The sequence below is a fragment of the Umezakia ovalisporum Ak1311 genome, assembly GCF_029891685.1.
Taxonomy (GTDB): domain Bacteria; phylum Cyanobacteriota; class Cyanobacteriia; order Cyanobacteriales; family Nostocaceae; genus Umezakia; species Umezakia ovalisporum.
The window spans coordinates 13,583-33,992 of sequence record NZ_JANQDJ010000074.1 but is presented as its reverse complement, the minus strand read 5'-3'; the positions used below and the strand labels follow the sequence as shown (position 1 = coordinate 33,992).

Annotated in this window: 13 protein-coding genes; 11 read left to right on the top strand and 2 right to left on the bottom strand. The window is 38.8% G+C overall.

The window, feature by feature from the left end:
* The first annotated feature begins 137 nt into the window (after nucleotides 1–137).
* From NWP25_RS14425 to mgtE, 11 genes are all read left to right on the top strand, one after another.
* On the top strand, nucleotides 138–3,383 hold the full coding sequence (locus tag NWP25_RS14425) for a type I polyketide synthase (protein WP_280651928.1): 3,246 nt from the start codon (nucleotides 138–140) through the stop codon (nucleotides 3,381–3,383).
* Between the two features lie 50 nt (nucleotides 3,384–3,433).
* A complete protein-coding gene (locus NWP25_RS14420) occupies nucleotides 3,434–5,104 on the top strand; it encodes a PfaD family polyunsaturated fatty acid/polyketide biosynthesis protein (RefSeq protein WP_280651929.1) in 1,671 nt (556 codons plus the stop codon).
* A gap of 46 nt (nucleotides 5,105–5,150) precedes the next feature.
* The gene (locus NWP25_RS14415; RefSeq protein ID WP_280699659.1) at nucleotides 5,151–6,500 is read left to right on the top strand and encodes a phthiocerol/phthiodiolone dimycocerosyl transferase family protein; all 1,350 of its coding nucleotides are present in this window, start codon (nucleotides 5,151–5,153) and stop codon (nucleotides 6,498–6,500) included.
* A gap of 64 nt (nucleotides 6,501–6,564) precedes the next feature.
* Nucleotides 6,565–7,899 carry a phthiocerol/phthiodiolone dimycocerosyl transferase family protein gene (locus NWP25_RS14410; protein WP_280699657.1) on the top strand — a complete coding sequence of 445 codons (1,335 nt, stop codon included), beginning with the start codon at nucleotides 6,565–6,567 and terminating at the stop codon, nucleotides 7,897–7,899.
* A 147-nt stretch (nucleotides 7,900–8,046) separates the two neighbouring features.
* Entirely contained in the window at nucleotides 8,047–8,352 is a 306-nt protein-coding gene (locus tag NWP25_RS14405) for an acyl carrier protein (RefSeq protein ID WP_280651477.1), read from the top strand.
* 151 nt (nucleotides 8,353–8,503) lie between these two features.
* The gene (locus NWP25_RS14400) at nucleotides 8,504–10,372 is read left to right on the top strand and encodes a TubC N-terminal docking domain-related protein (RefSeq protein WP_280699655.1); all 1,869 of its coding nucleotides are present in this window, start codon (nucleotides 8,504–8,506) and stop codon (nucleotides 10,370–10,372) included.
* A gap of 503 nt (nucleotides 10,373–10,875) precedes the next feature.
* A complete protein-coding gene (gene smc, locus NWP25_RS14395; protein ID WP_280699653.1) occupies nucleotides 10,876–14,469 on the top strand; it encodes a chromosome segregation protein SMC in 3,594 nt (1,197 codons plus the stop codon).
* Nucleotides 14,470–14,527: 58 nt separating this feature from the next.
* Entirely contained in the window at nucleotides 14,528–15,508 is a 981-nt protein-coding gene (locus tag NWP25_RS14390; RefSeq protein WP_280651474.1) for a PRC-barrel domain-containing protein, read from the top strand.
* Nucleotides 15,509–15,602: 94 nt separating this feature from the next.
* Nucleotides 15,603–16,295, top strand: a complete 693-nt coding sequence (locus NWP25_RS14385) for a TIGR04283 family arsenosugar biosynthesis glycosyltransferase (protein WP_280699651.1) — start codon at nucleotides 15,603–15,605, stop codon at nucleotides 16,293–16,295.
* Nucleotides 16,296–16,403: 108 nt separating this feature from the next.
* Nucleotides 16,404–17,150 carry a TVP38/TMEM64 family protein gene (locus tag NWP25_RS14380; protein WP_280699649.1) on the top strand — a complete coding sequence of 249 codons (747 nt, stop codon included), beginning with the start codon at nucleotides 16,404–16,406 and terminating at the stop codon, nucleotides 17,148–17,150.
* A 385-nt stretch (nucleotides 17,151–17,535) separates the two neighbouring features.
* Nucleotides 17,536–18,927, top strand: a complete 1,392-nt coding sequence (mgtE, locus tag NWP25_RS14375; RefSeq protein WP_280699647.1) for a magnesium transporter — start codon at nucleotides 17,536–17,538, stop codon at nucleotides 18,925–18,927.
* Nucleotides 18,928–18,962: 35 nt separating this feature from the next.
* On the opposite strand, the gene NWP25_RS14370 is transcribed toward mgtE, so the two are convergent.
* Nucleotides 18,963–19,220, bottom strand: a complete 258-nt coding sequence (locus NWP25_RS14370) for a hypothetical protein (protein ID WP_280651471.1) — start codon at nucleotides 19,218–19,220, stop codon at nucleotides 18,963–18,965.
* 196 nt (nucleotides 19,221–19,416) lie between these two features.
* Nucleotides 19,417–20,271, bottom strand: a complete 855-nt coding sequence (locus NWP25_RS14365) for an SDR family oxidoreductase (RefSeq protein WP_280651470.1) — start codon at nucleotides 20,269–20,271, stop codon at nucleotides 19,417–19,419.
* Nucleotides 20,272–20,410: the final 139 nt, after the last annotated feature.

The window sequence follows — 20,410 nt, the reverse complement described above, 5'->3', positions numbered from 1 at the left end:
ATGGGAGTATGCGCCGAAATATATGAGAAAAATCAAAAAAAACACAGTAAGTAGAAATTTCGGCGCAGTTCTTTTTCTGGAAATAGAATCAATAAATTGAATACAGCAGTTTTACACAACGTTTTAGGAGTTCTGTGATGGAAGAATTAACACAAAATAAAATACCTAAAATAGCAATTGTAGGCATGGATTGTTATTTGGGTGGTAACTGCCAAGGGTTAGATATTTTTGAACAAAGTGTTTATGAGGGAATTCAACATTTTGTTCCCCTACCTGAACAGCGTTGGCAAGGATTAGAAAAGCAAGAACAACTACTTAAACAATATGGTTTTACCAGTGGTAAACCACCATTAGGAGCATATATTAAAGATTTTGAAATTGATGCGCTAAGATGGCAAACTGTACCGGAAAAAGTGGATAAATTTAATGCTCAAGAACTTTTGATGCTTCAGGTCGCGGATCATGCTTTACAAGATGCTGGTCTTCATCCAGGGTCAAGAATTGGCGTAGTTATTGTTAGTAGCACAGAACTGACTCTGAGTGAAAATACATCATTAGAATACCCACAGATAGAAAAAGAACTAGCTAATTACGTTTCTCAAATGTGGAATTTTGCTGGACCTGCATTAACATTAACTGCTGAACAAAATTCGGTTTTCAAAGCCTTGGAATTGGCACAAAAGCTACTGGCTATGAAAGAAGTGGATGCTGTTTTAGTCGGTGCGGTGGATCTGGCTGGAGATAGTGCAAGTGTTTTACTCCGCAATCAAATAGCCGCAATTAATACAGGGGTGAATACTCTCAGTTATGACGAACAAGCTAATGGCTGGATGGTAGGTGAAGGTGCAGCAGCCATCGTCTTGAAGCTCCACGAAACGGCAATACAACATAATATCCGCATATATGCAGTAATTGACGCTCTCAGTCTTGTAGAAAATGTCATATCTCAAATTCACTCAATTCCCACTGCTATAGATGCAAAAGCCATAACGCAAGTTTGTGAACGGGCTTTTCAGTTAGCAAACATCAAACCCACAGATGTTAATTATTTAGAAGTAATTGGCAGTGGTATTCCATCACAAGATGAGTCAGAAATTCAAGGTTTGCTCCAAGCTTATGGAACTTATAAAGCAAATCTAAATTGTGCGTTGGGTAGTGCTAAAGCTAATTTTGGTCATACCTATGCAGTTTCTGGGCTGGTGAGTTTAATTAAAACAGCACTGTGTCTATATCGCCGCTATATTCCTGTAGTTCCCCAATGGTCTAGTCCGAAAATGCCAGAGATTTGGCAAGATAGTCCTTTTTATGTGGCGGCGCAATCTAAACCCTGGATTTTAGAACAAGGAGTTACTAAACGAATAGCTGCTGTTAACGGTATGGAGGTAGATGGAAGTTATGCACATCTAATTTTGTCAGAGGAACTAGGCCAGGAAAAGCATAGTCACAGGTATTTAGAGGAAATTCCTTATTATTTGTTTGCGATCGCAGGTGATGATTATTCCAGTTTATTAGAGCAGATTGATATTTTACAAGAAACTATCGTTAATTGCTCTTCTCTTGCTGCTGCTGCTAGTCAAACTTTTAAAACTTTTCAAAAATATCAACAGGCAACTTACACATTGTCCATTCTCGCACGTAATCAAGATGAATTGATGCGGGAAATTCACCGCTCTATGGAGGGTGTTAAGATTGCCTTTGAAACAGGCAAAGATTGGCAAACTCCCCTAGGCAGCTATTTTACAGCTAAACCATTAGGTAAACAACATCAAGTCGCTTTCGTTTACCCCGGTTCTTTCAATTCTCATATTGGCATAGCGCGAAATCTTTTCCGCGTGTTTCCTCAAATTTACGATGACTTGGCAATTAGGAGTGTTTACAACCGTGTTGCCAAGATCGAGAAAATTCTCTATCCCAGAAGTTTAAAAAAATTATCCACAAAACAACTTGAAGCTTTAGAATACAAATTGATTAATGATCCATTAACAATGCTCGAAGCTGAAGTAGGCATTGCCGGATTCATGACTGCAATTCTGAGAGATTACTTTCAAGTAAAACCGAAGTGTGCTTTTGGGTATAGTCTGGGCGAAATTAGTATGATGTTTGCTCAGGGTGTTTGGACTGCTTTTAAACAAAGCAGTGAAGGCTTAAATTCATCGCCTCTATTTAAAACAAGATTGTCTGGCCCTAAAAACGCCGTGCGTGAGTATTGGGGATTGCCAACACAAGACCATGATGACAAAAACTTTTGGGGCAACTATGTTGTTATTTGTCCACTATCGCAAGTCAGAGAAGCTCTCAAACAAGAAAAGCGCGTTTACATAACTCTGATCAATACGCCAGAAGAAATTGTGATTGTTGGTGATACACAAGCTTGTCAGCGAGTGATTGAATCTCTCAATTGTCATGCTTACCATACCCCCATCAACCATGTAATTCATTGTGATCCAATGCGCTCTGAGTATGAAGAACTGGTGAAAATCAATACTTTACCTGTTCAAGACATCCGAGAAACTGTTTTTTATTCGGCAGCAGAATATAAACCTATTACCCTGGATAGTAGTTCTATTGGTCACAACATTGCTCAAGCTTTGTCTCAAGAACTGGATTTTCCTAAGCTGGTTAAGAATGTTTACAATGATGGCTTTAGAATATTTATTGAAGTAGGGGTTGGTGGTAACTGTTCGCGATGGATTGGTAAAATCCTTGAAGATAAAGAACACATTGCCATATCTCTTAATAGGAGAGGGGTAGATGACCATACTTCCATTATTAAAGCCTTAGCAAAGCTGTTAAGTCATCGAGTGGAAATTGATTTGTCGTTACTGTATTCTCCCTGTCCGCCAAATTTCATTCCAAATCAATTAGCAATAGAAACAATCACATTAGGTAGTCGTAAACCTAATCACATATCTCTGACAGAGAATCAACAGGAAATATTCACAAACAAATTTTCCACACAGCACCAATCTGAATTACTGGAAGCCAATGAATATGCCAAACCGATATATGCGGTTAACTTAAATTTAACTACAACTGGAAACAAAGGTATGATGAATAACTTAATTTCCAAAACAACTAATAAAACTTCTACATTTTTAGTAAGCGATCGCCCTACCTATATTACTGAAGGGCAATCACCAGACCAAGAAGATTGCCAAAGCATCTTAGATTCTGACTGCATAACTGACAGACATATTGGCAAAAACCAACTACCTAACCTACGTCATCCTCAATATCAAAAACTCAGTCATAACCTTGTAAGGATGACCGAAACTCACGCTAGTTTATTAGAATTGAGACAACAATCCCTACATCAAATCAGCGCCATAATACAGCAACAACTAGAATTGTACCAAAACTTACTTAAGGAAGTAAACCCTTAAAAACTCAGAGACCATTTGCATTTAAAACATTGAATTCAACCCTAAAAATAATGTTCAAAAATAATCTACTCAACCATAAGCCCAGCAATTCACTATTACAAGTATGCAAGTTCTTTGTTAACCAGAATCAAGATTGGCAAGGTCCTTTAAATAGCATATCTTTTGATGGAAATGGCATAAAAACTAGACTAATGAAATTAAATAAACCTTGTTACATTATTAGAATAGGAGATAAAATTGGTCTAACTAATGAAGGTACTATTCTTAATTCTCATAATAGCGGAATAGAAGAATCAGAACTGTTAATGTCTGTTCCATCTATACAACCGCAACAATTAGGCGATCCGAACTTTTTAGATTTCCACAATGTCAAATATGCCTATACAACCGGTGCAATGGCTCACGGTATTGCTTCTGAAGAATTGGTAATTGCTCTGGGTAAAGAGAAAATTCTAAGTTCATTTGGTGCTGGAGGTTTATCTCCTGCTCGTGTTGAAGCAGCTATCAAACTTATTCAGCAAGCCCTACCCCAAGGACCTTACGCTTTTAACTTACTCCACAGCCCCAGTGAACCTGCTGTAGAACGCAGTGTGATTGATTTGTATTTGAAATATCAAGTCAGAACCATAGAAGCATCAGCCTTTTTAGACTTGACTGAAAATATCGTCTACTATCGGGTTGCGGGGTTAGGTTTGAATGCAGCCAATCAAATCGAAATCAAAAATAAAGTCATTGCCAAAATTTCTCGCCGAGAAGTCGCCACCAAATTTTTACAACCTGCTCCTTTCAAAATTCTCAAGAAATTAGTAGAACAAGGTCTTATCAGTGAATTACAGGCAAATCTAGCGGCAAAAATTCCTATGGCTGATGATATCACTGTGGAAGCAGATTCTGGTGGACACACAGATAATCGTCCTTTAGTTTGTCTGTTACCATCTATTTTAGAATTAAGAGATCAAATTCAAGGGCAATATGGTTATGACAGACCTGTTAGAATTGGCGTAGCTGGAGGAATTGCTACTCCCCAATCAGCCTTAGCTGCTTTTATGATGGGGGCTGCTTATGTTGTTACTGGTTCTATTAACCAATCGTGTATTGAAGCTGGAACTTCTCAATATACTAAACAATTATTAGCTCAGGCAGAAATGTCTGATGTCATGATGGCTCCAGCAGCAGATATGTTTGAAATGGGGGTAAAACTGCAAGTACTCAAAAGAGGAACTCTCTTTCCTTTACGAGCGCAAAAATTGTTTGAGTTATACAAAAATTATGATTCAATTGAACATATTCCCCTGGAGGAAAGAGAAAAAATAGAAAAGCAAATTTTCAGAAATAGTTTAGATGCAATTTGGCAAGAAACAGTTAAATATTTATCTCAACGTAATCCCGAAAAATTGCAAAAAGCAATGAATAATCCTAAGCTGAAAATGGCTGTGATTTTTCGTTGGTATTTGGGATTATCTTCTCGTTGGTCTAACTCTGGTGAAAAAGGGCGAGAAATTGATTATCAAATCTGGTGCGGCCCAGCCATGGGCAGCTTTAATAATTGGATTCAAGGTTCTTACTTGGCAGACTTAAATAATCGCAAAGTTGCTGATGTTGCTGATCATATAATGACAGGAGCAGCATTTTTCTATCGATTACAAAGTTTAAAGATTCAAGGATTGCAAATTCCTGATGCTTATAGTCAATATCATCCAGTTGTTGTTGGCAATCTTTAAACATTTTGGCTATTGGTGATATGTAGATCAGGAATTGATAGCAAACATGATTGATAATAGAAAACTAGGATGCCTTGAGCAGACTATGGAAAAGTTAAATAGCTGTGCTAAAACCTGGAACATAGTGACTATCAGCCGCATCAAAGGGCCTCTCAGCCCAGAAGTTATCAGACAGGCTCTGGATATAATTCAATTCCGACACCCCCGACTAAATTCCCGAATTATTCGGTTGAGAAATAGTTTACGCTTTCAAACCGAAGGAACAATAAAGATTCCTTTGCGGGTTGTAAAAAAATTTGACCATGAGGAGTGGCAAGAAGTTGTTGACGAAGAGATGAACCAAGCAATAGATAGCAGCAAATGTCTGATGCGAGCTGTACTGGTTCATATTGAAAGTTACAACCATGAACATTATCTCATTACAACAGGACACCATGCCATTGCAGATGGGTTATCATCTATTCAACTGCATTCAGAAATCTTGACTTATTGTCAGCAAATTATCTCTGGAAACCTAATTAACCCAGTTGCTAGCTTACTACCGCTACCACCTGTAGAGGAATTACTACCGACATGGACAAAGAAGTTTATAGGTAAAATCAGCAGCACAATCTTTTTGTTAAAACTTGGGGGACAAAAAATTTGGTATCGACCCAAAACATTAGGTTTTGAAAAGTATGTACCTATTTCCCATCGTAAATGTCATATTATACAGAAGCAACTTGACAAAGAGGTAACCCAGCAGTTAGTGAATTGTTGTCGGCAAGCAGATATAACTGTCAATAGTGCTTTATGTGCGGCAATTATGCTGGTTATTGCCAGCAACATCACTAAAAACAATAGGAAAAGAATTAATGTAAATTGCTTATCTTATCTTGATTTGCGGCAACGTCTAGCATCAACAATTAGTCATGAGCATATGGCTGTATTAGCTTCATCTATTATGGGATTTTATACCATACATCACAATAAATCTTTCTGGGAATTAGCGCGGGAAGTCAGACAAAAGTTTGAAGCTAGCACAAAATGTAATGATGCCTTGAAGATGATTTTAGTTGCGAAGCATTTGATCAATTTTTCCTTAACCTTCCCTCAACAAGTGGCGGCGACGGTATCTGTATCTAATGCTGGTAGAATTAACGTCCCTAAAATTTATGGTGATTTTGAACTAGAAGAAATCAGTTTTGTTGGTTCTCATGGTTTATATGCAGGGATGTTTATTACTCATGCTGCAACTTTTAGAGGAAAAATGTTGTTGAATTTTGTCTTTTCTGAACCTTCAATTAGTCGTGGAAAAATGGAAGATATTGTCAATCAATTTATTTGCTACATTTATGATATTTGTAACATAAATTTTGAACAAAGTTTCACTAATGTTAAACCTATAATTAATTGATTAATGACGAGGGAGTAAACAGCTATTAAAAACAGATTAAATATACAGCTTATAGATAAAAAACATGATTGAAAATAGAAAGTTGGGACATCTTGAGCAGGCAATGGAAAAAGTAAATAGCTGTGCTAATACCTGGAACATAGTGACTATTAGCCGCATCAAAGGTCCCCTGACTGCATCTATTCTCAGACAGGCTCTAGATATGGTTCAGCGCCGCCATCCTCGACTTAATTCTCGGATTGTTTACTATAAAAACCGTCTGCACTTTCAAACAGAAGGAACAACAAAAATTCCTTTGAGTGTTGTGAATAAATTTGATTCTCAACAGTGGCAAGAAGTTGTTCGCGAAGAGATGAATCAGGCAATTGATAGCAGTAAATGTTTGCTAAGAGCGGTACTGATTCATCTCCAGAGCGACAGCTCTATAAATTACTTGATTATCACAGGACATCATGCAGTTGGCGATGGGCTATCATCTATAAAACTTCAGTCAGAAATCTTGACTTATTGTCAAAAAATTGTATCAGCTGAGTTCAATAATCCAATTGCTAACTTGTTTCCACTTCCACCTATAAAAGAAATACTACCCCCACAGACAAGAGGGTTAAAAGGTAAAATACTCAGTACACTGTTTGTTTTACGAGTACTGTTGCAAATAATTTGGCATCGTCCGAAAACATTAGCATTTGAAAAGTATGTACCGATTAGTAAGCGTCGTTCTTATCTTGTTCATAGACAGCTTGATCCAGAAATAACCCAAAATTTAGTTCATCGTTGTCGCCAGGAAAAAACAACAGTAAATAGTGCTTTATGCGTTGCAATGATGTTTGCAGTAGCTACCAAGATCAAGAAGGGTAATAGAAAACGCATCTGTATGACTTCTCTATCAGCTATTGATTTGAGAAAATATTTAGAACCTAAAATCAATGATCATCACATGAGTGTGTTAGTCTCATCTATCATTGGATTTCATACCATCGATACAAACAAATGTTTCTGGGAGTTAGCGCGGGAAGTAAAACAAACTCTTAATAGAAGTATTCAGCGCGGGGATATATTTAAAATGATATTGGTAGCCCAACACATGATCAATTTTTGTTTGGCTTACCCTTGGCAATTAGCTGGTACGGTGTTGCTATCTAATATTGGTAAAGTCAATATACGTGAAGATTACGGAAAATTTGAATTAGAAGAAATTAGTTTTGCTAGTTCACAGTCTTTGTTTGCAGGTGTGTTAACGAGTCATATTGCGACTTTTAGAGGGAAAATGCAGTTGAATTTTGTGTTTTCTGAACCTAGTATTAGCCGCCAAACCATGGAGGAACTCGTAAATAATTGTATGCTGCATATTTTTCGTATTTGTCAGTTAAAAATTGAGGAAGAATTAACGAATGTTTAAGTTATAATATTTATATTGCAGAGATAAATAATGGGTTGAGTTTAGCAAATAGTCTTGACATCTATTTTTTCTCATAAATGTGAGCAAATAAATACTAATTTATTACTCATATTAGTATTAAATTACTACTAATTTGGCGTTTAAAAAATGAATCAGTCTTTTCCTAATTCCAGTGGTAAAAAATCTTATTCCCCAGAAGAGATTGAAGCTTGGCTAGTCGCTGAAATTGCTCAACTATTGAATATTCAAGCGGATGAAATAGATGTGAAAGAACCTTTAGATAGCTACGGGTTACATTCAGTTCAGGCGATTATGCTGGCAAATAAAGCCGAGAAAATCCTGGGATTTAAGCTGTCTCCTATGCTGCTGTGGCATTACCCTACTATTTCATTACTCGCTAAACGTTTAGCGGAAGACTTAGAAAGTTCTGAATCAGAGATATTTCAGATTTAACTGATACAGCGCATTTTACCTCAGTGGCGGGCAATACTTATACTGAGGGTAGTTAAAGTATGCCGACACTACACAACTTTAATTATTTATATTTGTACTTCATTTGCCTACAATCTGCCGTATTTTGCAACCATTGGGGAATTGTGAAACTATGAAAGCATCAGAAATTGTAACCAACCTGATTCAAAAAGGTGTTTATCTTTGGATTGATAATGAACAACTTAAGATTCGCTCTCCCAAGGGTGTAATCACTCCAGAAATTCAGGAAAATCTCATGGCTTACAAAACAGAGATTTTGGATTTTATCCGTGAGAGAGATATCACTGTAAATATTGAACCGACGATGCAGGGGTTAAACTTGCAAACTATTGGACGTTTAATTGGGGGATTTGTTGGTAAAACTACTGTGGAATATAAGCCTCCCATTATCCAACCTAAAAAAATGGCTCAACAGTTAATGGTTACCTTTAAACCTTTGCCTAAGAACTATAAAAATACAGAAATTTTGCAATTCCGTCAAGAATTAGAAAATCAACTCAGAAAATATGGGGTCAAAGTTATTCCTTGGGAAGAAGCAATCACAGAGTTTAGTTATGATATAATGTTGCCTTTAATTCAACATAAAAGAAGATTTAAATTTAAGGGTGTCAAAGCCGAAATTAATGCAGTTATTGATGTAGACAATCCTCCTTCTGTGTTTAGGAAATTGGGAATTTTTGCTGCTGAAATTTGGTACAAATTCTATTGTAGCTTGATGTTGAAACAGCGAGAATTTTCCGTTGTGAATATTGCTAAGTTGAGTACTTGGGCAGAGGATCATGCTGCTAAATATGTGGAAGATCCTACTAATACTCAAATAATAATTTTAACAGAAATAGACCATGATTTTATTAACCCCGCCATACCATATCAACAAAAGATTAATATTGGTTTAAATACTCTGATTAGAACTTTTTCCGAAATTGTGATTGGAGTTGCTATTGATAAGATTTCTATTTTAAATATGAATCTTTGCGATTCATTTTTTGCTAAGGAAGAAATAGAAGAATTTGTTTTGAAATCACTGATTCCCAAAGTTTTTGTCCCTATTGCTCCACTTTTATTGAATCGATTTCAGTTGGGGCATTATCAACCAGAAAAATCTAGCTATGCTCAAAAATTGGTTAAATTGGGTCAAGAATTGGCATTAACAAGTTTATTTCCGCCTGGTTTTAAACTCAATCAAGTGATTAAAAGAAAGTCTCACAGAGATATTGTCAATGTGATTGTTAATGGGAGAACAGGTGTTTCTTATGGTTTTGTAGCTTACGCTGAACCTCCCCAATATTTTGGTGCTAAGGAAATCAATAACAATGAATGGGAAAGTTTATTTCCTGTAGAGGGATTTAGTAGTAATGAACTTCGTCAAAATCCAGAAGGTAGACGTTATCTCAAAACTAAAATACAAGGAAAAGATGTTTTTCAGCAAATACCGGATATTTGGTTAGTTAGCGCTCGTTCAGGGTCAAATAAAACTAACTTAAATATTGCTAGTGATGTGGTCAGAATTGGTTTGAAGCAAAAATTATATTTGCAATTACCTGAAGGTATTGATACCGAGCAAATAGATATCAAACCTTCTTATGATATTTATGTAATGTTTGCCATTAGTTTGGCTGCGGCTTTATATGTGCCAGATTTAATTAAAGATGGTGCGCCAATTGTCCATTTTCATGGCTATCCCGCATTTGATTGGTTTAAGCCGAATGAATATTGTGTGGGAGTAGACAATCCTTCTGTACCTTGTGGTACTTATGAATCGGGGGTGTTTAATTTTTTGGGGATTTCTAATTTGGCGAATCAACCCACAGCAAATATATCTTTAATTAGCTTAGTAGAGCCAGATCATGGGACAAATTTTATTGCCCATGATTGGGAGTATCTTGTGGAAAGATTAAAAACTGGATGTGCCGAAGAACAAATTGAGTTGGGTGGTAAGCATTTTGCTTCTCTGAAGGCTAAGGCCCTTAAAATGGGGTAGAGAGCCAGGGAATAAATTCCTTGTCTTATAGCTGAAGTCGGTTAAAAAACTGACTATGCGGTTTTTTGGTAAGGCTGTTGATACTCCCCATACCCAGAAGGTAGGGAATTCTTAAAGAGTCCACAAACGAACTTTCAATGGTGCTATTAAGGACACCCTACTGGCTGCACTAGGGTCTAAACCTAGTTTTATCCCTACTGTCATAATTGAGAATTATATCCCTAGCCGTAAATATCTTGTTGCTAGGATAAATAGGCGATTGAAGGATTTTGTCTAATAAGCGGAGTTGTAATCAATGAAAGCGTCAGTAGAACCAGGTTCCTCCATGGTGGGTAAAACTTCTTGAGGAGAAGGGGGCGCATCAGTTTGATACATTAGAAAACAGTTCTGTAGAAGTCCTGCCTCTATTATGAAACCTCTGTGTTCTCTGCGCCTCTGCGGGGCAATAAATTTTTTTGATACACTTGTTCTTCATTAGCCATCAGATCAGTTAAGCAGCGCCTATGGTACACGTCAAGCGCGTGGAACTTACTAACTTCAAATCTTTCGGTGGTACTACCTCAGTCCCTCTCCTACCCGGTTTTACCGTCATTTCTGGACCGAATGGTTCGGGTAAATCTAATATTCTTGACGCATTGCTGTTTTGCTTGGGACTTTCTAGTTCTAAGGGAATGCGGGCGGATAGGTTACCGGATTTGGTGAATAATAATCAAACTTGCAAGGGACGGGGTTCTATTGAAGCTAGTGTGACGGTAACTTTTGATTTGTCCGGGGAGGTTTCACCCAGAAGCCCAGAGGCCCAGAGTGAAGAAAATGAGGAAATTTCTCAATCCCTAACAGAGTGGAGTGTGACTCGGCGGTTGCGGGTGAATTATCAAGGCGGTTATACATCAAATTACTATGTCAATGGTGTGCCTTGTACTTTGGCAGAGTTACATGAGGAGTTGAATAATCTCCGCATTTATCCTGAAGGTTACAATGTCGTACTACAAGGAGATGTTACTAGTATTATCTCGATGAATGCTAGGGAACGTCGGGAAATTATTGATGAATTGGCTGGGGTGTCGGCCTATGATCGCAAGATTACCCAAGCTAAAAAAACTTTGGATGAAGTGAAGGATAAGGAGGATAGTTGTCGGATTATTGAAACTGAGTTAACTAGTCAGCGCGATCGCTTGTCTCAAGATCGGGGGAAGGCGGAAAAGTATCAACGACTACGCACTGAGTTTCTACATAAGCAATCTTGGGAGGCGGTTTTATTTTGGCGATCGCTTCAAGCACAGCAAGAAAAGTTAATTGGGGAAATTCAAAGGGGCGATGGTACTGCGGCTGAATTGACTATTCAACTTACGACTCTAAATTCGGCGATTTCTCAGCAAAGCGCTGAACTGAAGGAACTGAATGCTCGTGTGAAAGCCTTGGGTGAACAAGAACTTTTGGCTGTACAATCTGCTTTGGCGACTCAAGAGGCGGAACGGAAACAACTCCAACGACAACAAGCTGAGTTAACCTCGGCTAGGGAGGAAACTGTTAAACAACTAACTCAAACTGAGCAAGAAATTCAACGACATGAACATTTTTTAACGGAAATTGCCGCTAGTTTAGTTGTAGAACAGCAATCTATTGTTTGCTGTCAGCAACAACGAGATCAAGCCCAACAAGTTTTAGATGCTTCGCGCACAGCAGCAGCAGAAATTGCTTCAGCTTCGGAGGCTTGGGTACAGCAACAAACAGCTTTTAACCGTCAAATTGAATCTTTACTGCAAACTCTAGAGCCCCAGCGTACAGAACAAGCACAACTCAGGGAACGAAATCATCAATTACAGCAGCTAATTACAGAACAAACTCAGCTAGTTGCTTCTTGGGAACCGGAATTAGCGGCGAAAGAAACTGAATTTAATCGCCTAGAATGTCAGTTTAACGCCTCTAGTCAGCCTATCCAAGCTTTAGCCGAAAATCTCTCAGCTGCAGAACAAGAATTACAAATCCAACAGGAAACTCAAAAGCGACTTTTACAAGAACAACGGGAAAAACAACGTCAGTTGGATAAAATTGAGGCGCAAGCCCAAGCCCAACAGGAAGTACAGGGAACCCAGGCTAGTAAAGTTATTTTACAATCGGAATTGCCTGGGCTGTGCGGTTTAGTTGTGCAGTTGGGCAAGGTGGAACCCCGCTATCAGTTGGCCTTGGAAATTGCCGCTGGTGGACGATTGGGGCATATTGTTGTAGAAGATGACAGTGTAGCCGCCGCCGGGATTGAATTACTGAAACAAAAACGGGCTGGGAGGGCGACTTTTTTACCTTTAACAAAAATTCGTGCTAGTAAATTAATTCAAGATGTCACGTTACGTTATGTTAACGGCTTTGTGGATTATGCCGTTAATTTAATTGAGTGCGATGGCCGTTATCAAGATGTTTTTAATTATGTACTTGGCAACACAGTAGTATTTACCAATATCCAAGCAGCGCGGCAAAATATCGGATTGTACCGGATTGTCACCTTAGAAGGGGAATTGTTGGAAACGAGCGGGGCCATGACTGGCGGTAGTAGCAGTCAGCGTTCAGCCTTACGATTTGGTACAGGAGAATCGGCAGAATCTGAAGAAGTGATTGCTTTGAAAGGCCGCCTGGCCGATGTTGAGCGGATTATAGAACGCTGTACCGAAGCCATCGCTTCCTTATCGGCCAAAACCAAACAATACAGTCAAGCACTCACAGAAGCGAGACAAGCGCGCCGGGAACAGCAATTGCAATGGGAACAGGTGCAAAAAGATATTAAGGCTTTGACAGGGCAATTGCAAAACACGCGATCGCAACTAGCCCAAAACCAAGAAAAAATCACTACCTCCCAATCTCGCTTATCAATCTTAGCTCTAGAACTACCAGGACTAGAAAGGGAACTTCAACAATTACGACAAGGTTTAGCAGAGTTAGAAGACTCTCAAACCCCTAGTGAATGGCAACAAATTCAAGTAACCATCAAAGAGCAAGAGCAAGAATTACAACAACGAGAAACAGAATTAAGAAACGCCGAGGAAAGATTAAGAAATTTGGAAATTCAGCAACAGCGATCACAAGAGAAAATCCAAGAAGCTGAAGCCAAAATTCAGCAATATCATCATCAGCAAGAAAGCCAACAAAATCAACTAAATGCCCTCGGACACCAGCTATCAGCCCTCAAGAAGCAAATCAGCGCTACCCAGGGTAATTTGAGCCAAATAGAGCAGAATTTAGGGGCAGAAAAACAAAAACGCGACGCCATGGAACAGGAAGTGCGATCGCAACTCTTAGGTCAACAACAACTGCAATGGGAAATTCAAAAACTGCAAGAAACTCAACAAAAGCAACGAGAGGAATTGACAACATTGCAAAACCAACTGCAAGCAGCCAGCGCAGAATTGCCCAATCCTCTGCCAGAAGTGCCGAATCAAGTAGATTTAGACGAATTGCAAAAAGAACTGCGAAGCCTAGCCAAACGCTTACAGTCCATGGAACCAGTGAATATGTTAGCGTTGGAAGAGTATGAACGGACGCAAAACCGCCTCCAAGAACTAACGCAAAAATTGCAAACCCTAGAAGCAGAACGCACAGAATTACTTTTACGCATCGAAAATTTTACCACATTGCGGCAAATGGCTTTTACAGAAGCTTTTGATGCTGTCAACGAAAACTTTCAATCTATTTTTGCCATCCTTTCTGAAGGTGACGGCTATTTGCAACTGGAAGATCCCGAAGATTTCTTTAACAGTGGACTCAATTTAATTGCCCACCCCAAAGGTAAACCAGTACAGCGTCTTGCTTCCATGTCTGGGGGAGAAAAATCCCTCACAGCCTTGAGTTTTATTTTTGCCCTCCAACGTTATCGTCCCTCGCCATTTTATGCCTTTGACGAAGTAGATATGTTTTTAGATGGGGCAAATGTCGAGCGATTAGCTAAAATGATTAAACAACAAGCCCAACAAGCACAATTTATAGTTGTGAGTTTGCGTCGTCCGATGATAGAATCAGCCGAACGCACAATTGGCGTTACTCAAGCACGAGGAGCTTACACTCAAGTTTTGGGTATTAAATTACAATCATCCAATACATCTGCTTGAGTTTTTGTTAATAATAGTGTATAGATAAACCGGATTCGAGATCAGGACTCGGTATAGAATGACCTCTGAACAGATAATTAGGCGTTCCGACATATTAAACACCCAGGTGATTACTCGTGACAACGGCAAACGGCTCGGTGTCGTCAGTCAACTTTGGGTTGATATTGATCAAAGAGAGGTTGTGGCTCTTGGTTTGCGAGACAGCCTGATCTCTATTTCTGGTCTGCCACGCTATATGTACCTCAACACCATCAACCAAATTGGTGATGTAATTCTAGTTGACAACGAAGATGCCATTGAAGACATTGAAGTTGAAAGTTTAAGCAACCTGATTAACTGGGAAGTAATCACAGAAACAGGTGAAGTATTGGGCAGGGTAAGGGGTTTTAAGTTCAATGGCCAAACTGGAAAGATTCTGTCCATAGTGATTGCTTCTTTAGGACTACCTCAAATTCCTGACCAATTTCTTAGCACCTACGAACTATCAATAGATGAAATCGTCAGCACAGGCCCCAGCAGGTTGATTGTCTTTGAAGGAGCCGAAGAACGAGTTAATCAGTTGACAGTTGGTGTGCTAGAACGGTTAGGTATCGGTAAAGCACCATGGGAGCGAGAAGCGGAAGAAGAATATGGCTATACTCCGCGGACAGTTGCACCAGGAAATCAGCTACCAAGTGGCGTACCATTACAACCACCCAAAACCAGAGTTCGCCCTCCTGAACCCGTAGCAGAAGAACAATGGACTGAAGACTATGTAGAAGAAGAAATACCACAGCGTCAAGTGATGCGGGCACGACAGTACGAAACCATTCAATACGAAGAAGACGAGGAAGATAACTGGAGTGAAGCCACAGGCCGGGATATATATCAAGAACCACCCAAATATGAACCCCAGCCAGACAGCAAGCCTTACGCCGACGAATATGAAGATTATGACGACATAGAAAGCGACGCTTGGGAAGACGCACCAAAGCCGGTGAATATTCCCAAAAAAATCAAAGAACGACAGCCAGAATACGAAGAAGAAGGCGGATATTAGCGTAATTCGTAATTCGTAATTCGTAAACCCTCTTCCTCTCAAACACCGGGAAGGGGGTTTTTAAATGTTGGGCATTGCTGAATAAGAAAATTAAATGACACAATTAATTGCGGATATCAAAATTTCCATTATCATTCCTACCTTTAACGAATCCGAAAATATTCAAGCTGCCATCGCTTCTACTGAACCTAGTATAAATGTAGAATTAATTGTGGTAGATGGTGGATCAAAAGATAACACCGTCAGTATAGCTCAGTCATTAGGTGTAAAAGTAATTTCATCTCCCCCTGGTCGTGCTACTCAAATGAATGCAGGTGCTATAGCTGCAACTGGGGATATCCTCTTGTTTCTTCATGCAGATACACGCTTACCTTCTGGGTTTGATGACATGATTCGCACCGCTCTACAACAACCGAAGGGCATCGCTGGTGCCTTTTGTTTGCGGATTGATGCCCCTTGTTGGAGCTTACGATGGGTAGAAAAGGGAGTAACCTGGCGATCGCGTTTTTGTCAAATGCCCTATGGCGACCAAGCCATATTTTTAACAAAAGAAGTATTCTATAAAATTGGCATGTTTCCTAATTTGCCTATTATGGAAGACTTTCAACTCATCCGCCGTTTAAAACATACTGGCAAAATTATCATTATTCCTGTCCCAGTTGTAACTTCAGCCCGGAGATGGTTGAAAAAAGGAGTATTATATACTACCATGCTTAACCAAATAGTAATTATTGCTTTTTTTCTCGGTGTGTCACCCCGGCGAATCAGTTGCTGGTATCGTCAATAAAAATTGAGCAAGCTTTAACAATATTTGTCCATGGCGCAAAGGTAGAAGATTTTATTTTCAGTTTCATTTGTTGATGGTAGGTAGTAATGAAAAAATCAGGTAAATTTTATGGTCAAAAAATCGCGATTAAATGGCAAAATAAAATTATTAATATTGATTTTTTTGCTTGCTGCCGTAATTATTTCTGTCCAATACTTCAAGGTTCAAGAAGTTTTACATAATGGGATTATTTGGGTGCAAACTCTAGGTATTTTTGGACCAATTGCATATATTATCATTTATAACTTAGCAACAATATTATTTATCCCTGGTTCTATTTTAACCTTAAAAGGTGGTTGGTTGTTTGGACTGGTTTGGGGATCAATATATGTCTTAATTAGTGCAATTATTGGAGCAATTTTAGCTTTCATTGTTGGTCGCTATTTATCTCGTGATTGGGTTAATCGCAAGATTGATAAATATCCTAAATTTAAAGCAATTAATTTAGCAGTTGCCAGAGATGGATGGAAAATTGTCTTACTGACTCGTTTAAGTCCTATTTTTCCCTTCAACTTATTAAATTATGCTTTTGGAGTCACACAAGTTTCTCTGAAAGACTATATATTAGGTTCCTTTGGCATTATTCCGGGTACAATTATGTATGTTTATATCGGCTCTGTGGCTGGTGATTTGGCAACGCTGAATACACATGATAAACCAACTAATTTAGAAGCCCAAATCTGGCAATGGGTAATACAATTAATTGGGTTAATTGCCACAATTATTGTGACTGTATATATTACAAAAGTTGCTCAAAAATACCTCATGGCAAGTATGATAACAACAAAAATCAATCGTGACGAAACTAATAGTTAATCATCAATTACAGCCAATTGGCAAGTTGATTAACTTTTACTTTTGACTTCATTTACTTATCAAACTTATTGTAGTATTTGTTACTTGTAAATCTAATTAATACGATTATTAAGGTGTAATTCATAAACTACCTATCAACAAAAATCAAGTTTGCATTCAGATGTGGCTGTTTTCAGTTGGATGAGAACATACATTTATGATAAAACTCAGAAACAAAATGACTTTGGACTCTGTACCCTGCTCCCTTTTGCCTGTTATATTGCCTGAGTCGTAAAAGTATTAATGTTGGACGATAACAACAATTATCAGTTTAACTTTCTCAATCCCCTAAACTCAAACCAGCAAACTTATTGAAACTAGCTGAGGAAAATAGATTTTGACAGAGATGAATAATTTAAATTTTAGCACCCAAAATATTACACGCAGCGAATTGCAAGATTCAGTGCGAAATGAGTTACTAGTACTGCTAGAAGCAGGGAGCTTCCAGCAAGCAAAATCTATTCTCGCACCTGTGCAACCCGCGGATATTGCTGAGGCCATTGAAGGTCTACCAGAAGCAATGCACGCTTTGGTTTTTCGCTTACTACCCAAAGCTGAGGCCATCCAGGTTTATGAATATCTCGACTACAGTGTTCAAGAACATTTAATTGAAGAACTCAAAAGTCAAGATGTCCGTGACATTGTAGATAAAATGTCCCCAGATGATCGAGCCAGGTTATTTGACGAATTACCAGCAAAAGTTGTTAATCGGTTGCTAGAACAACTGAGTCCGCAGGAACGTCAAGCTACAGCTCAACTCCTGGGTTATCAGCCGGATACAGCTGGGCGCATCATGACACCAAAATTAATTTATCTTAAAGAAAATTTCACCATATCTCACGCCATAGAGGGAATTCGCAGCCTCGCTAATATAAGTGAAATGATTTACTACCTTTATGTTACCGATAGCGCTAGACGCTTGACCGGAATTGTTTCTTTACGAGAGTTGGTGGTATCTCAGCTAGCACAAACCATTGGCGAAATCATGACCCGTGAAGTGGTGTTTGTCTACACCGATACAGACCAAGAAGAAGTAGCTAAATTAATTCAAAGATATGATTTTCTAGCTGTACCCGTGGTGGACAGAGAACAGCGTTTAGTAGGTATCGTCACTGTTGATGATGTTATGGACATTTTGCAACAAGAGATCACTGAGGATATCTACACCTTAGGCGGTGGTGTGCAGTCCCACGGTGACAACTATTTTCAAATGAATTTACTGCAAGTTGCCCGCAAGCGGGTGGTGTGGTTGTTTGTCTTACTGATCACTAACACAGTGACAGGCACAATTATTAAGTCCCAAGAAAATATCCTACAACAAGTGGTGATACTCAGCGCATTTATTCCTTTATTGGCAGATACTGGTGGTAATGTGGGCGCTCAGTCTTCTACAGTGGTCATTCGCGGTATGAGTACTGATGAAATTAAAGGAATTAAGGGATGGCAAGTAATTGCCAGAGAAGCTATCACTGGCGCATTTTTGGGACTAATGTTAGGTAGCCTGGCCACAGTGTGGGCTTACTTTCTCCAAGGACGCACCGACGTAGCTATGACCGTAGGCAGCAGTTTACTGGTTATTTCTGTGATTGCTTCTGTCTCAGGTTCAGCTCTGCCATTTTTATTTCGCTCTTTCGGTTTAGACCCAGCGTTGATGTCACCACCGTTTATTACTACAGCCGTTGATGTCCTGGGTGTTTTGATTTACTTTTACTTGGCGCGATTAATTTTAGGGTTATGAGTGATGACACCTGGGAAGTCTTCTCATCTTTATTTTTATAATTCTGTAGAACTCTCTGGTGCAAAAATTTCTCCGTATCCTAACTCCAATATTATATCCTGATCAGTAATTAATTCATTGAGTTCTTTAACTTGTAAATTCATTTTTTCACAAGATTCTCTGAGTTGGCGGGCAAAACTATTGATATCATCGCCATAGCCACATTGGTAAGCAGCACTTTCTATTCCTTCCCTGGCATTTGCTCTAGCACAGTCTACTAATTCTGTGCCGACCAATGGTTTTGAGGGTGTCATAATTCGTAATTAGTAATTCGTAATGCTTCTTTCAGAGGAGTTTAGCTAATGTAATTGTTAAACAATTTACTAAATAACATCTTGCACCTTTGCCTCAATTGAAAATCTAGAATATTAACTTCAGCTTCATGCGGAAATGGTATTAGTAAATCGAAAATTATTTAGACCCGGATTAATCCGGGGTGCGGTGTTTGAGTTAGCCGTTGACTATTGTCCCACCATTGGGATGTAATACTTGACCAGACATATAAGAAGCATCATCAGAAGCTAAAAATACATAACTGGGTGCAATTTCTTCAGGTTGTCCTGCTCGTCCCATTGGTGCTTGTTTACCGAAATTTGCCACTTGATCTGGGGGAAAAGTTGAAGGAATTAAAGGTGTCCAAATCGGACCAGGTGCTACTGCATTTACCCGAATGCCTTTGGATACTAAATTTTGTGATAAAGAACGAGTAAAGGCAACAATTGCACCTTTTGTAGAGGAATAATCTAGTAATTGAGGATTACCTTTATAAGCTGTGACTGATGTACTATTAATGATGGAACTACCTTCTCTCAGGTGTTTTATAGCAGCTTTAGTCAGGTAAAACATAGAGAAAATATTAGTTTGGAAGGTACGCTCTAATTGCTCTTTACTAATGTCCTCAATACTGGCTTGAGGATGTTGTTCAGCAGCGTTGTTAATGAGAATATCTAATTTGCCAAATTGATTAACAGTTTCTTCCACAACTTGCTGACAAAACTTTTCATCGGTAATATCCCCGGCTATACCTATCAAACTTCGCCCAAGACTTTCTACCAAATGTTTTGTTTCTTGAGCATCATCATGTTCCTTCAAGTATACAATCGCCACATCTGCACCTTCTTTAGCAAAAGCGATTGCTACAGCACGACCAATACCACTATCTCCACCTGTGATTAATGCTACTTTATCATGTAATTTACCACTACCTCGATACTGCGGGTCATCAGCTTTGGGCTTAGGCTTCATTTCTGATTCTTTACCGGGCGGTTCTTGTTGCTGTGGTGGTTGTAAAATTTCTTCTGACATAGGATAATTTTCCTGTTAATTATTAATGCAGACAAAAACAATTGAACAATTCCCAAAAATAAACCTTGGATCAATAATTAAATCCAAGGTTTAATATATGCTTTAACTCCCAACTTACAATTTGCAAGTTCAGGCATTT

Coding starts and splice junctions, on each gene's coding strand:
- mgtE (WP_280699647.1), top strand. CDS start 17,536: ATGAATAATTTAAATTTTAGCACCCAAAATATTACACGCAGCGAATTG.
- NWP25_RS14405 (WP_280651477.1), top strand. CDS start 8,047: ATGAATCAGTCTTTTCCTAATTCCAGTGGTAAAAAATCTTATTCCCCA.
- NWP25_RS14420 (WP_280651929.1), top strand. CDS start 3,434: ATGTTCAAAAATAATCTACTCAACCATAAGCCCAGCAATTCACTATTA.
- NWP25_RS14410 (WP_280699657.1), top strand. CDS start 6,565: ATGATTGAAAATAGAAAGTTGGGACATCTTGAGCAGGCAATGGAAAAA.
- smc (WP_280699653.1), top strand. CDS start 10,876: ATGGTACACGTCAAGCGCGTGGAACTTACTAACTTCAAATCTTTCGGT.
- NWP25_RS14390 (WP_280651474.1), top strand. CDS start 14,528: ATGACCTCTGAACAGATAATTAGGCGTTCCGACATATTAAACACCCAG.
- NWP25_RS14365 (WP_280651470.1), bottom strand. CDS start 20,271: ATGTCAGAAGAAATTTTACAACCACCACAGCAACAAGAACCGCCCGGT.
- NWP25_RS14425 (WP_280651928.1), top strand. CDS start 138: ATGGAAGAATTAACACAAAATAAAATACCTAAAATAGCAATTGTAGGC.
- NWP25_RS14400 (WP_280699655.1), top strand. CDS start 8,504: ATGAAAGCATCAGAAATTGTAACCAACCTGATTCAAAAAGGTGTTTAT.
- NWP25_RS14380 (WP_280699649.1), top strand. CDS start 16,404: ATGGTCAAAAAATCGCGATTAAATGGCAAAATAAAATTATTAATATTG.
- NWP25_RS14415 (WP_280699659.1), top strand. CDS start 5,151: ATGATTGATAATAGAAAACTAGGATGCCTTGAGCAGACTATGGAAAAG.
- NWP25_RS14385 (WP_280699651.1), top strand. CDS start 15,603: ATGACACAATTAATTGCGGATATCAAAATTTCCATTATCATTCCTACC.
- NWP25_RS14370 (WP_280651471.1), bottom strand. CDS start 19,220: ATGACACCCTCAAAACCATTGGTCGGCACAGAATTAGTAGACTGTGCT.